General features: G+C 59.9%; 14 protein-coding genes. 8 read left to right on the top strand and 6 right to left on the bottom strand.

What is annotated here, in order from left to right; all coding sequences use genetic code 11:
* Positions 1–10: 10 nt before the first annotated feature.
* The 3 genes from KZO34_RS12415 to rho all read right to left on the bottom strand — a co-directional run bounded on the left by KZO34_RS12415 (position 11) and on the right by rho (position 3,924).
* Complete coding sequence (locus KZO34_RS12415) at positions 11–1,069, bottom strand: 2Fe-2S iron-sulfur cluster-binding protein (RefSeq protein WP_219476865.1); 1,059 nt, start codon at positions 1,067–1,069, stop codon at positions 11–13.
* The gene (ubiD, locus tag KZO34_RS12410; RefSeq protein ID WP_219476863.1) at positions 1,017–2,504 is read right to left on the bottom strand and encodes a 4-hydroxy-3-polyprenylbenzoate decarboxylase; all 1,488 of its coding nucleotides are present in this window, start codon (positions 2,502–2,504) and stop codon (positions 1,017–1,019) included. Before ubiD ends, KZO34_RS12415 begins: the two co-directional genes overlap by 53 nt.
* 157 nt (positions 2,505–2,661) lie before the next feature.
* Positions 2,662–3,924, bottom strand: a complete 1,263-nt coding sequence (rho, locus tag KZO34_RS12405) for a transcription termination factor Rho (RefSeq protein WP_219476861.1) — start codon at positions 3,922–3,924, stop codon at positions 2,662–2,664.
* Positions 3,925–4,302: 378 nt separating this feature from the next.
* Between rho and moaB the strand changes: the two genes are divergently transcribed.
* From moaB to KZO34_RS12385, 4 genes are read left to right on the top strand one after another with little or no spacing between them, the layout of a single operon-like run.
* A complete protein-coding gene (gene moaB / locus KZO34_RS12400; protein ID WP_219476859.1) occupies positions 4,303–4,875 on the top strand; it encodes a molybdenum cofactor biosynthesis protein B in 573 nt (190 codons plus the stop codon).
* 38 nt (positions 4,876–4,913) lie between these two features.
* Positions 4,914–6,128, top strand: a complete 1,215-nt coding sequence (locus KZO34_RS12395) for a molybdopterin molybdotransferase MoeA (protein ID WP_219476857.1) — start codon at positions 4,914–4,916, stop codon at positions 6,126–6,128.
* A 2-nt stretch (positions 6,129–6,130) separates the two neighbouring features.
* Positions 6,131–6,400, top strand: coding sequence for a molybdopterin converting factor subunit 1 (gene moaD, locus KZO34_RS12390; RefSeq protein WP_219476855.1), 270 nt, complete (start codon positions 6,131–6,133; stop codon positions 6,398–6,400).
* A 1-nt stretch (position 6,401) separates the two neighbouring features.
* Complete coding sequence (locus KZO34_RS12385) at positions 6,402–6,848, top strand: molybdenum cofactor biosynthesis protein MoaE (protein WP_219476853.1); 447 nt, start codon at positions 6,402–6,404, stop codon at positions 6,846–6,848.
* Positions 6,849–6,929: 81 nt separating this feature from the next.
* On the opposite strand, the gene trxA is transcribed toward KZO34_RS12385, so the two are convergent.
* Positions 6,930–7,256 carry a thioredoxin TrxA gene (gene trxA / locus KZO34_RS12380; RefSeq protein WP_012139190.1) on the bottom strand — a complete coding sequence of 109 codons (327 nt, stop codon included), beginning with the start codon at positions 7,254–7,256 and terminating at the stop codon, positions 6,930–6,932.
* Between the two features lie 247 nt (positions 7,257–7,503).
* On the opposite strand from trxA, the gene ppx reads away from it, so the two are divergent.
* Positions 7,504–9,030, top strand: coding sequence for an exopolyphosphatase (gene ppx, locus KZO34_RS12375; protein ID WP_308318812.1), 1,527 nt, complete (start codon positions 7,504–7,506; stop codon positions 9,028–9,030).
* Positions 9,031–9,036: 6 nt separating this feature from the next.
* On the opposite strand, the gene KZO34_RS12370 is transcribed toward ppx, so the two are convergent.
* Entirely contained in the window at positions 9,037–10,986 is a 1,950-nt protein-coding gene (locus KZO34_RS12370; protein ID WP_219476851.1) for an ATP-binding cassette domain-containing protein, read from the bottom strand.
* On the opposite strand from KZO34_RS12370, the gene KZO34_RS12365 reads away from it, so the two are divergent.
* The 3 genes from KZO34_RS12365 to KZO34_RS12355 all read left to right on the top strand — a co-directional run bounded on the left by KZO34_RS12365 (position 10,985) and on the right by KZO34_RS12355 (position 12,826).
* Positions 10,985–11,590 carry a TIGR02444 family protein gene (locus KZO34_RS12365; protein ID WP_257900272.1) on the top strand — a complete coding sequence of 202 codons (606 nt, stop codon included), beginning with the start codon at positions 10,985–10,987 and terminating at the stop codon, positions 11,588–11,590. The two genes, KZO34_RS12370 and KZO34_RS12365, sit on opposite strands and share 2 nt — an antisense overlap.
* Positions 11,587–11,970: a DUF4124 domain-containing protein gene (locus KZO34_RS12360; protein WP_219476850.1), complete on the top strand. Its 384-nt coding sequence runs from the start codon at positions 11,587–11,589 to the stop codon at positions 11,968–11,970. Before KZO34_RS12365 ends, KZO34_RS12360 begins: the two co-directional genes overlap by 4 nt.
* Positions 11,971–12,094: 124 nt before the next feature.
* Positions 12,095–12,826 carry an FKBP-type peptidyl-prolyl cis-trans isomerase gene (locus KZO34_RS12355; protein WP_219476848.1) on the top strand — a complete coding sequence of 244 codons (732 nt, stop codon included), beginning with the start codon at positions 12,095–12,097 and terminating at the stop codon, positions 12,824–12,826.
* A gap of 68 nt (positions 12,827–12,894) precedes the next feature.
* Here KZO34_RS12355 and rsd read toward each other — a convergent pair whose 3' ends face one another.
* Positions 12,895–13,374, bottom strand: a complete 480-nt coding sequence (gene rsd, locus KZO34_RS12350; RefSeq protein ID WP_219476845.1) for a sigma D regulator — start codon at positions 13,372–13,374, stop codon at positions 12,895–12,897.
* Positions 13,375–13,459 lie beyond the last annotated feature (85 nt).

Genomic DNA, 13,459 nt, shown 5'->3' with positions numbered 1-13,459 from the left:
CGGTGATCGCTCAGGTGCGCGGAGCGTACTCCAGCACATCTGAAAAGAAGGCGGCTTCCGGCAGGCCAGCATCGGTCAGCGCGTCCATCAGGGTATACACCATCGTAGGCGAGCCGCTGGCGTGCACTTCCACATTGCCCCAGTCCATGCCCGAGGCCAGCACCGCCCGCACGAGCTGATCGTGATGGCCACCCCAGTCATTGTCCTCATCGTCACCAACAACCGGCAGAAAGGTAAACGACGGCCAATCCTGCTCCCATTGCTGGGCCAGAGACCTCAGGTACATATCTTCATGGCGACGGACGCCCCAGTACAGCTTCACGGGCTGATCGTAGGACGTGCCCCGCAGGTAATCCACCAGGCTCTTCATCTGGGCGAATCCGGTTCCGGCCGCCACCAGCAGCAGGGGCCTGGCAGGCGCCGCCGCCAGACAGGCCTTGCCATGGGGCAACTCCAGAGTCACCTCTCCACCAGCGGTCAGGGCGTCTATCACCTTCTGGGCTGACACCCAGTCCGGCGAAGCCTGAATATGCAGTTCGATAGTCTGCTCGGACGGACTGCTGGCGATGGAGAAATAGCAGGGGTCGGCGTCGGGAAGATGCACCGACAGATACTGGCCGGCCTGGAAGGACAGCTCCCGACGGCGCGGGAGCTCAAGCTCCACGCGGAATACGTCGTGACTGATGGAGCGGACGTCCACCACCTTTGCCTGAAACTTGCGAGGCTGAATATTTCCGGCTGCCATAACGGCGTTCATCTCCAGTTCAAGGTCACCAAGCGCCCGACTTCTGCATATCATCAGGCGTTCGGTGACCGGAATCTTCTGTTGGTTTCGGGTGTTGACTACGACGCCGGCCAGTAACCGCGCTTCACAGATCTCACACACCCCGTTGCGACAGGCCGAGGGTACAGAAATACCCGCGCGGGCGGCCGCACTGAGCAGGTCATCCTCCGGGCAGGCGTCGTAGCTGAGCCCGGATGGCTTCAAAACGACCCGATACACTTCGTTGCCCCTATCACTCGGGGCGGGTAGGGCCGGTTTCAATGCCCAGGCTGTCCCAGAGTTCATCGACCCGCTGCTTGACGTCGTCGGTCATGGTGATGGGCGTGCCCCACTCCCGGTCGGTTTCACCCGGCCATTTGTTGGTAGCATCCATGCCCACTTTCGATCCGAGCCCGGACACCGGCGAGGCGAAATCCAGGTAATCGATGGGTGTATTCTCCACCAGTGTGGTATCCCTGGCTGGATCCATCCGGGTGGTCATCGCCCAGATCACATCTTTCCAGTCCCGGGCATTCACATCGTCGTCGGTGACGATGACGAACTTGGTGTACATAAACTGTCGCAGGAAGGACCATACCCCCATCATGACCCGTTTGGCATGGCCGGGATACTGCTTCTTCATGGTCACCACTGCAAGGCGGTAGGAACAGCCCTCGGGTGGCAGGTAGAAGTCGACAATCTCAGGAAACTGCTTCTGCAATATCGGGATAAACACTTCATTCAGGGCGACACCCAGAATGGCCGGCTCATCCGGCGGGCGGCCAGTGTAGGTGCTGTGGTAGATCGGATTCCTACGATGGGTAATCCGCTCGACTGTAAATACCGGGAACTGGTCGACCTCGTTGTAATACCCGGTGTGATCCCCGAAGGGGCCTTCCGGCGCCATATCGTCCGGGTAAATGAAGCCTTCGAGCACGATTTCAGCGCTGGCCGGCACCTGCAGATCACTCAAGCCGGCCTTAACCAGCTCAGTCCGGCTACCACGCAACAGCCCGGCAAAAGCGTATTCGGACAGGGTATCGGGCACCGGGGTCACCGCCCCGAGGATAGTGGCTGGATCTGCCCCCAACGCCACAGCGACCGGATACGGCTCACCGGGATTGGCCTTCTGGAATTCCTGGAAATCCAGGGCGCCACCGCGGTGACTCAGCCAGCGCATGATCAGCCGGTTACGCCCGATCACCTGCTGCCGGTAAATCCCCAGGTTCTGCCGCTCCTTGTGGGGGCCACGGGTAATCACCAACGGCCAGGTCACCAGGGGCCCGGCGTCACCCGGCCAGCAGTGCTGCACTGGAATCTGATACAGGTCCACCCGATCTTTCTCGATCACCACGTCCTGACAGGGCGCTGACCGGAGTACTTTTGGGCTCATCCGCATCACCTGGCGGAACAGCGGCAGCTTCTCGATGGCATCCCGGAAGCCCTTGGGAGGATCCGGTTCCTTCAGGAACGCCAGCAATTTACCGATATCCCGCAGTGCGGTGACATTGTCTTGGCCCATGCCCAAAGCCACCCGCTTCGGCGTGCCAAACAGGTTGGCCAGCACCGGCATGTCGTAACCCTTCGGATTCTCGAACAGCAACGCCGGACCCTCTGCCCGCAGAGTGCGATCGCAGATTTCCGTCATTTCCAGATGGGGATCAACTTCAACAGAGATGCGCTTCAGTTCGCCCAGCTTTTCCAACTGATCAATGAAGTCTCTCAAGTCGTTGTATTTCATCGCGTGCTCCGAAGGTTTCGGGCTTTGTACGGGCCTGGCAGGCTATCGGATGTCTTTGCTGCGTGCAGAGCGGGGATGAAGTTGGTGTCGCGAACCTATTCGGCACGGACTGGCCCAGAGACGGACGCGCAGTCGCATCCGCCTCCAGGCAGGACAATCAGCGACGCTTCATCGACTGGAAGAACTCGTCGTTGGTCTTCGTGTCCTTGAGCTTGTCCAGCAGGAACTCGATAGCCCCGGTGTCGTCGTCCATGGAGTGCAGCAGCTTGCGCAGGATCCAGACTCGCTGGATATCGGCCTCACTCATCAACAGGTCTTCACGACGGGTGCCGGAACTGCGGATGTTGATGGCCGGGTAAGTCCGCTTCTCGGCGATCTTGCGGTCCAGGTGCACTTCCATATTACCGGTGCCCTTGAACTCCTCGTAAATCACCTCGTCCATCTTGGAGCCAGTGTTCACCAGTGCCGTCGCGAGGATGGTCAGGCTGCCGCCCTCCTCTACATTACGGGCCGCACCAAAGAAACGCTTCGGCTTCTCCAGGGCGTGGGCATCCACACCACCGGTCAGGACCTTACCTGAGGACGGGATAACAGTGTTGTAGGCCCGAGCCAGACGAGTGATGGAATCCAGTAGGATCACCACATCCTTCTTGTGCTCAACCAGACGTTTGGCCTTCTCGATTACCATTTCCGCGACCTGAACGTGACGGGCCGGCGGCTCGTCAAAGGTGGAGGCGATCACCTCGCCGCGCACCGTGCGCTGCATTTCGGTCACTTCTTCAGGCCGCTCGTCAATCAGCAGTACCATCACGTGGCACTCAGGATTATTGCGAGTAATGGACTGAGCGATACTCTGCATCAACAGCGTCTTACCGGCCTTGGGCGGGGAGACGATCAGGCCACGCTGGCCCTTGCCGATGGGCGCCACCAGATCCAGTACCCGGGACGACAGATCCTCGGTACTACCGTTTCCGGCCTCGAGCATCAACCGCTCTTGCGGAAACAGCGGCGTGAGGTTTTCAAACAGAATTTTATTGCGAGCATTGTCCGGTTTGTCGAAGTTAATCTCATTAACTTTCAACAGGGCAAAATAGCGCTCACCATCCTTCGGCGGGCGGATCTTGCCGGCTATGGTGTCACCGGTACGGAGGTTGAACCGACGGATCTGGCTCGGCGACACGTATATGTCATCGGGGCCGGCCAGGTAGGAAGCGTCGGCGGAACGGAGGAAGCCGAAACCGTCCTGCAGAATTTCCAGAACGCCGTCACCGTAGATGTCTTCGCCGCTCTTGGCATGCTTCTTCAAGATTGTGAAGATCACATCCTGCTTGCGCGAACGAGCCAGGTTATCGAGGCCCATCTCTTGCGCAATATCGAGCAATTCGGGCATGGATTTCTGCTTGAGTTCAGTAAGATTCATAGTTTGTTGGATTTTCAGGAATGGAAGTAAACGAGTAATGGGATGACAGGGGTGCCCCTGAACGGATTGAACAATAATTAAAGTCGTTGAACTTGATGCTGGCCAGATGGAGCAACCGGTTGAAGATGGAGTCCGGAATTAAAAGTACTGAAGCCAGAGAGTGGGAACAACCGTTCGCCGGGCAAAAGGGATCATCGGCCACCTGACTGGCGAATGTCAAGTACACTGCCCAAATTAACACCAATTTCATCGACCTTCGCGATCCGGGGCAGGCAATCGGCCACGCACCCGCCAATGAGAGGCTCCCCTCTTCCATTCATCGCCGGTCATACGGATACTGATAACCATAGCCCTCAGCCATTCTACGGAGCCTACTCCATGAGCAGCGAACTCACCGGTGAATTCACCCCCCTGAACGTAGCCCTATTGACCGTCTCAGATACCCGCGGCCCCGACCAGGATACCTCTGGCCAGTTCCTTGAAGACAGTGTCATTGAATCCGGCCACAAGCTGATGGCAAGAAGAATCCTGCCAGACGACGTCTACCTGGTGCGCGCCCTGATTGCCAATTGGGTTGCGGACCAGGGAATTCACGCCGTGATCATCACCGGCGGCACCGGGTTCTCCGAACGTGATAGTACGCCCGAGGCCGTGGCACCGTTGCTCGACAAGGAGATAGAAGGTTTTGGCGAGGAATTCCGTCGCCTGTCGGCGTCGGAAATCGGCTCCTCCACCATCCAATCCCGGGCCTTCGGTGGTCTGGCCAACCACACCGTCATTTTCTGCCTACCCGGTTCGACCGGCGCGTGCCGTACCGGCTGGAACGGCATCCTGAACTCACAACTGGACAGTCGCCACGCGCCCTGCAACTTCTCCGGGCTGGTGTTGCGCAAGCCGGAACTGCCCTACCATCGGATCTACGAGACGATTGGCACCCGAGCCGAACGCTAATAACCACAGGCAGAAACACCGCAAGGAGGTGAAATCCGATGGCCGGCCCCAACCTGACCCCGCTCGAGGACGCCCTGACCCACCTGCTGGCCAGAGCCCCGGCGATTGCCGAAACGGAAATGACCGACCTGGCCGACACCCTGAACCGCATTCTGGCGGAAGACCAGACCGTGCCCGCCGACGTCCCCCCCGCTGACAACAGCTCCGTGGACGGTTATGCGCTGCGCAGACAGGACCTGCAATCGGGAAACCCGCTTCCTGTTTCGGCCCGGATCCCAGCCGGAGAGGCGCCCCAACCATTAACACCCGGCACCGCGGCCCGCATTTTCACCGGCTCGGAGATTCCGCCGGGTGCGGATTCGGTCGTCATGCAGGAACGGGTCGAAACCTCAGAGGCCGGCATCTCGGTATTGGCCGAGGTCACCGAGGGCCAGAACATCCGACGCCGTGGCCAGGACCTGGCAGAAGGTGACCTCGCCCTGGCTCGTGGCACGCTCATCCGTCCCCAGGAAATGGGCTTGCTCGCGTCCATGGGCGTGGCGCGGGTGCGGGTTCAGGCGAAACTGAAAGTCGCCATCCTGACCACTGGCGACGAACTGGTGGATCCAGGCATTCCCCTGGCGCCGGGCCAGATCTACAACACCAACCGCTTCACCTTGCTTGGCCTGCTTGAGCACGCGGGTTGCGAGGTCGTCCTGTGCGAATCACTCGAAGACACCCGGACGACCACGCGGACGACCCTGCAACGGGCTGCGGACAACGCCGACCTGATCATTACCAGCGGCGGCGTATCCGTCGGCGAGGAGGATCATGTCCGTGCCGTGCTCGAGGAATCCGGCGGGCTATCGCTCTGGCGCCTGGCCATCAAACCGGGCAAACCCTTGGCGTTCGGCGATATCAACGGGACCCCGTTACTGGGCCTGCCCGGGAATCCGGCCGCCGTGCTGGTTGCGTTCCTGGTGATCGGCATGCCGCTCATACGCAAGTCTCAGGGTCGGGTTCGCACCGAGCCTGCTGGCGAGCCCCTGCCTGCAGCCTTCCGTATCGACTCCGGTTCCATCCGCCGGGAGTTTGTCCGGGCCCGCAGGGAGACCAGGGACGGCCAAGCCTGTATTGCCGCCTATCCGAACCAGAGCTCCGGGGTCCTGAGTTCGGCCTGCTGGGCGGATGGCCTGGCGGTGGTTCCGGAGAACACTTCGGTCGAGCCCGGCGACGTGCTAACTTTCTATTCGTTTAACGAACTTCTGGCGTGACTATGACCACCGAGACCACTGACAAGATCACCGTCCGTTTCTTCGCCCGGCTTCGAGAGGAGCTGGACACGGAACAACTGACCATGCCCGCGCAGCCCGGCCTGACGACCGGCGAAATTCTTGCCGAACTGGCGGGCCGCGGCGGTTCATGGTCGCAGCTCCAGGGGAGCCAACCCGTGATGATCGCGGTAAACCAGACGATGGCCAAACCCTCGACGCCCGTTCAGGGCGGTGATGAAGTTGCATTCTTCCCGCCGGTCACCGGAGGCTGACATGATCTCGATCCAGACCGAGGATTTTGACCCGGTGGTGGAATATGCCGTCCTGCGCGAGAGTGGCGCAGGAACCGGTGCGATTGCCACCTTCACAGGCCTGGTCCGGGACAGTGGCGACATGAAAGGCGTAACAGGGCTCTATCTGGAGCACTACCCGGGCATGACCGAACAGGTGATTGGCGCGCTGATGGAGGAAGCCTCCACACGCTGGAACGTGCGCAAATCCCGGGTCATCCACCGGGTCGGCCGCCTGGCCTTACAGGATCAGATTGTATTTGTGGGGGTGTGCAGTGCTCACCGGGAGGATGCGTTTGCAGCCTGCCAATTCCTCATGGATGCACTGAAAACCTCCGCACCGTTCTGGAAGAAAGAGATTACCGATTCGGGTGAACACTGGGTGGAGCAGAAGGAAGCCGACGTCGCTCGCAGTAAAGCCTGGGAATAATCGGGAAAGGCGCGGTCACAGGCATAAAAAAACCGCCCGTGAGCCTGGGCTCAGGGGCGGCTTTGCTCAACCGTCCGGCAATCAGAGATTGCTGTCCAGGAAAGCCGCCAGCTGCGACTTGGACAGGGCGCCAACCTTGGTCGCATCCACGTTGCCGTTCTTGAACAGCATCAGGGTCGGGATACCGCGGATGTTGAACTTGGGCGGAGTCTGCTCGTTTTCGTCGATGTTCAGCTTGCAGATCTTCAGCTTGCCATCGTACTCGTCGGCAATTTCTTCCAGTACCGGAGCGATCATCTTGCAGGGACCACACCATTCCGCCCAGTAGTCAACCAGTACGGGAACGTCGGACTGCAGTACGTCCTGCTCAAAAGAAGCGTCGGTTACGTTTACGATATTTCCGCTCATTACCTTTTCCTGATTCGTGCGCCCCACGTCATGCCAGCCTGTTTGTTCCACTGCTGCAGGGCGCTGTTCACTTCGCTGAAAGGCGGCCACGGAACCGGCCACCTTTCACCCTTATCGAGATAGGCCATACTTTACGCGATTGGTCCGCAGTATGTGAAGCAGTAGATCGGCCTGTCCGTTACTGACAGCCCTGAGGGATTTCGCTTATAGTAGCGCGAACGCCAACCTTAAAAGGATCGCTACCAACGTGACGGCCGCATCCACCGCCGAAAACGCTGCTCCCTCATCGGAGGTTCTTGCAGCCATCGACATGGGCTCCAACAGTTTTCACATGGTCGTTGCCCGACTGGTGCACGGAGAGATCCGCACCCTGGAAAAGATGGGGGAAAAGGTTCAGCTTGGCGCCGGGCTTGACGAGCTCAATCGCCTGACCCCGGAGGCCCAGGAGCGCGGTCTGGCCTGCCTCAGCCGGTTTGCCCAACGCCTGAACGGCATGCCACCGGAATCGGTCCAGATTGTTGGCACCAATGCTCTCCGGGTGGCACGGAACGCCCGGGAGTTCATGGAGAGGGCCGAGGAGGTTCTGGGCTACCCGGTGGAAATCATCGCCGGGCGGGAAGAAGCCCGCCTGATCTACCTGGGCGTCTCCCATACCCTGTCTGACGATATCGGTCGCCGACTGGTCATCGATATCGGCGGCGGCAGCACAGAATTCATCATTGGCCAGCGCTTCGAGCCCCAGGTGCTTGAAAGCCTGCACATGGGCTGCGTCTCGTTCCGCAACCGCTATTTCCCCGATGGCAAGATCACCCGGCGGCAGATGGACAAAGCGATTACCCACGCCGAGGTGGAACTCCTGAACATTCGACAGCATTTCCGCTCGGTCGGATGGCAGAGTACGGTCGGGTCTTCCGGTTCCATCAAAGCCATTGCCAGCGCACTGGCTACCCTGAAGATCTCCGACGGCACCATCACCCGGGCCGGGATGCAGGAGCTCCGGAAGCGGCTGGTGGACATGGGCAAAACCGAAAAACTGGGCGATTTGGGCGTGCGTTCGGACCGCCAGAGCATCTTCCCTGCCGGCTTTGCCATCCTGATGGCCGCCTTCCAGTCCCTCGATATCGACGAAATGGAGTTTGCCGATGGCGCTCTGCGGGAAGGCCTGCTGTACGACATTGCCGGCCGAATCCGCCACGAAGACGTGCGCGAGCGCACCATCTCGGCGTTGCAGGAACGCTACCATGTGGACCAGGCCCATGGCGCCGCCGTGGAGGCGACCGCTGTGGCGGCCTGGGAGCAGGTGGCCGACACCTGGGGCCTGCGCACCTTGAGCGACGAGGAAGTGCTTCGCTGGGCCTGTCGGCTGCACGAAATTGGCCTGACCATCTCTCACAGCCAGTATCACAAGCACGGGGCCTATCTGCTGCGCTATTCGGACCTGCCCGGCTTCAGCCAGCAGTTCCAACGCGACCTGGCGACACTGGTGCGGGGCCACCGACGCAAATTCTCCCCGACCATCTTCGAGGGTCTGGATCCCGAAGACAGCAACCGGCTACGGTATCTCTGCGTACTGGTGCGCCTGGCGGTGCTGATACAGCATCCCCGCAACCTGGAATCACCCCCGGACTTAACCCTGCACGCCGACGACAACCAACTGGTGGTCGAGTTTGCCCAGGGCTGGCTTGATGATCGTCCGCTCACGCTGGCGGACCTGGAAAACGAACGCGACTATCTCGCCAAACAGGACTTCGAACTGGTCATTGCCCGGGACTGACAGAGCCTAGCCCGCCAATTCCGCTTCCAGGGACTCGACCGTTTCGCTCACTTCCAGCCATTGGGCCTCTACATCCTCCAGACGCCCCTTGGCCTCCGCCTGTTTACCAAGCAACTCCTGCAGCAGTGCCTTGCCGTCGGCCTCATAGAGCGCCGGATTGGCAAGGTCTGCCTCCAAGGCCTTCAGCGCTTGCTGCAGGCTGTCCATGTCCTTTTCCAGCGCCGTTTGGCGCTTGCGATAAGGGCTCAGTTTTTGCCGAAGAGCCGCCTCTGCCCGCTTTCGCGCTTTCCGGTCATCCGCACTCTCGCCAACGGCAGCATCCGGCTGGCCCGGTGCTGCCGCCTGATCTTTATCACTCTGCCGCCGGGGAGGCTCACTCTCGTCTTTGCGACGGTCGGCCAGCCAACGCTCGTAATCTTCCAGATCGCCCTGGTATTCCGTCACCTTACCGTCATTGACCAGCCAGAACTCATCCACGGTGTTGCGCAACAGGTGACGATCGTGAGAAACCACCACGATGGCCCCGTCAAAATTCTGCAGGGCCATGGTGAGCGCCTGCCGCATTTCCAGGTCGAGGTGGTTGGTCGGCTCATCCAGCAGCAACAGGTTCGGCTTTTGCCAGGCAATCACCGCCAGTGCCACCCGGGCTTTCTCCCCGCCCGAGAACGAGCGGATCGCGCTCAACGCCTCATCACCATGGAAGTCGAACCCACCCAGAAAATTGCGAATGCTCTGCTCGGAGGCTTTCGGTGCCAGTCGTTGCAGGTGCAGGAAGGGGCTCGCATCCAGATCCAGGGATTCGAGCTGGTGCTGGGCAAAATAACCAATGGCCAGGTGCTCTCCGCAGGTCCGTTCGCCAGCCAGCAGGGTATCCTCGCCCCGAAGGCTATCCATCAAGGTGGACTTGCCTGCCCCATTTGGGCCCAAAAGGCCAATTCGACTGCCTGGCAACAGGGTAAGGTTGATGCCATCAAGAATCGGAACGGCGCCATGGCCGGCCCGACCGTTGCGAATCGAAAGCAGTGGGTTGGAAACCTTGTCCGCTACCGGAAATTCGAAACTGAACGGAGAGTCGATGTGCGCTGGCGCGATGCGCTCCATACGCTCCAGGGCTTTAACGCGGCTCTGGGCCTGGCGGGCCTTGGTTGCTTTCGCCTTGAATCGGTCGATAAAGCGCTGGATTTCAGCAATCCGGGCCTGCTGGCGTTCAAAACCCGCCTGCTGCTGAGCCAGCCGCTCGCTGCGCTGACCCTCGAACGCCGTGTAGTTGCCGGTATAGAGCTCGAGCTGGCGCCGGTCGAAGTGCACCACATGCGTGGCAACCCGATCCATGAAGTCCCGGTCATGGGAGATGAACAACAGGGTGCCCGGATAGCGACGGAGCCAGTTCTCCAGCCACAGGCAGGCGTCCAGGTCCAGGTGGTTGGTCGGCTCATCCAGCAACAGCAGATCCGACGGCCGCATCAACGCCTGGGCAAGATTCAGGCGGATGCGCCAGCCACCGGAAAACGCCGACACCGGACGCTCCACATCCTGGTCCGAAAACCCGAGACCTCGCAACAGAGCCTCAGCCCGGCGAGAGGCAGACCAGGCCTCGTGAACATCGAGCTCGCCATGAATGCGGGCCTGGGCATGGTCGTCGCCACGAGCTTCGGCGTCGGCCAGCTCGGATTCCAGGCGTCGAAGATCAAGATCACCGTCGAGGACAAAGTCCCGGGCACTGCGCCCGGACGCTTCCACTTCCTGAGCCATATGCGCAATCCGGCAGCCGCCCGGCAGCGAAACGCTGCCCTGCTCCGGTGCCAACTGGCCCAGTAACAGCTGGAACAGGCTGGATTTTCCGGCGCCATTGGCGCCGACAATAGCCACACGCTGGCCAGGCTGAACAGTGAGGTCGACGGACTGTAGCAACCAGACGCCGCCCCGTTGTAAACTGAGATCGGTTATCGTTAACATGAATTCATTTTATCAACGTATCGTTGTCAGAGAAGGCTTGGTCGTCATGCCGGGTTCACCACAAAGCCACACGGAAATACCGGCAGAAAACCTGAAAATTCCAGAACAATTGGAACCAGACAACCCGCTGTGGCGTTTTGCCCTCATCTTCTGGCAAAAACCAGGTGTACAGGAAAGCTGCCTGGCGCTACAAACACAGGGCTGGAGCGTCACCCGCATCCTGTGTGCCGCGTGGCTGGCGCTGAATGGCGGAAGGTACACCGGCACAGAGGACGCTACGTTAACAGAGTGGCGCAATCATGTAACCGGTGCCTTGCGCACCGTGCGGAAATTGCTACCAAAAGCAAGTGCCGACCTGAACAACCTGCGAAGTGGCGTCGCCGGCCTCGAGCTGGACGCAGAACGCATCGAACTGGCACTGGCCTGGCAGACACTGATGACAAATAATCCGAAAACCGGCGATATGCACGGACGCGAACAGTTGATTCATGCGAATCTTGAGGCCGCCGCCCCCACAACGGCACAAGCCCGGAGTGCGGAGCCTCTACTGAATACACTGGCCAGTGCACTGGCCGACGTCTCCAAGGGAGAACCCCAGCCATGATGATGAAATGGCTTATCCGGCTCTCGTTCCCGGCTCTCGGCCTGTTGCTGCTGCTGATATTCTTCGGCCTCAGTGATCCCGAACAGGTGTCGGAACCGGTCGCCGACGAAACCCAGCCGGAAATCCCGGCCTTCGAGGGCCTGGTTCCGTCTCCGACAACCACCGACGGGCCCGATATCGTGTTCAAATGGCAGGATACGGACGGCAGCTGGCATTACGCGGATCAGCCTCCCGAGCATGGTCCGTGGAATACCCTGGCCATTGAGCGCCCGGACAAGGAGCTGTCTCGCAACCGGGTCTCGGATCCGGAGACCGACTGGCAGTCGCCCTACAGCGCCCCCTTCTCTTTGGGTCCGACCGCCGGCAGCAATGGCAGCTGAGCGGAACCGTCCAGTTTCTTAACACATGTTCAGTGGCAACTGCCGGCAGAACCCGTTACCTTCTGCGTTCTGACATACACCTTTCGGGGCAAGCGCCCCTGCACATACGTTAAAGGATGAAGCAATGAAAAAAACACTGCTTGCACTGGCGATGACCGGCATCGTCGCCGGCTGTTCAACCCCGCCGGAAACCCCGGAAGACCCGAAACTGGAATCCACCGACCAGAAAGTCAGCTACGGCATGGGGCTGGTGCTCGGTGAGCGTATGAGCAATGACCTTCCGGACCTGCAGATGGACCAGTTCCTTCAGGGCATCCAGCACGGCCACGCCGGCGATGAGGAGGTCCAGCGCATGAGCCGTGAGGAAATTCAGCAGGCGCTGATGACCTACCAGCAGGAAATGCAGCAGAAGCAGTCACAACAGATGGAAGAACTGGCCCAGAAGAACAAAGAGGCCGGCGAAGCGTTCCTGGCGGAAAACGCCAACCGGGAGGACGTGGAGACCACCGACTCTGGCCTGCAGTTTGAGATCCTCGAAGAAGGCTCTGGCGACAAGCCCGGTGCCACTGACACCGTACAGGTCCACTACACGGGCGAACTGCTGTCGGGCGAAGTCTTCGACAGCTCCCGCGAACGTGGCGAGCCGGTTACCTTCGCTCTGAACCAGGTGATCCCGGGCTGGACCGAAGGTCTGCAGCTGATGAGCGAAGGCGCTCGTTACAAGCTCTACATTCCGGCCGATCTGGCCTATGGCCCGGGCGGCAACCGCGCCATCGGCCCGAATGAGACACTGGTGTTCGACGTTGAACTGCTGGCTATCAACCCGCAGGCAGACGAAGGCACTGATTCGGAATAAGCCAGAGCCATCAAAAAAGCCTCAGTCCGGCTCCCGGTACTGAGGCTTTTTTTTGCCCTGATGCTTGATCAGGCGGACGCCACCTTGCCGGCATGCACATTGTGCAAATGCTCGATCAGGAAATCCTCCATCTCGAATCGGCTTTCCAGAGTTTCGCCCAGCTTCGACAGTTCGCCGAACAGGGCCTTGATATCCTGCTCAGAGAGTTCCCGACCGTCCAATCGATCGTTGAAGTTCAGCGCCACTTCAGTGGTCTGCTCGATTCGCGGATAGACTTTCGCTGCCAACTCCAGACCACCATCGTTGAACTCGCGGGCCTCACGAACCAGCTGTTCATAGATCTCGAAATGCCCGGTGGACACATAATCCACCAGAACTTCACACAGACGCACGAACTTTTCTTTCAGGGCCTCGGTCTGGGAGAAATCGTTTTCCCCGGACAGTTCACAGTAGTGAACGAGCAACTCCTGACGCTCTTTAAGCCAGCGATCAATAAGTTCGCTGACGCCGCCCCAACGTTCCCTGGCATTTCGGCAATTTTCCAACATGGCGCCTGTTCTCCGCTTGATAATCCGGATCTGCTGTCTCGGTCTCGATTTTTGTCAGGTGGATTTCAACTTACCCCATGCCTGC

It is taken from the genome of Marinobacter sp. F4206, from assembly GCF_019392195.1.
Lineage (GTDB): Bacteria > Pseudomonadota > Gammaproteobacteria > Pseudomonadales > Oleiphilaceae > Marinobacter.
The sequence above is the reverse complement of the archived record's forward strand: the minus strand, read 5'-3'. Positions and strand labels throughout refer to the sequence as shown.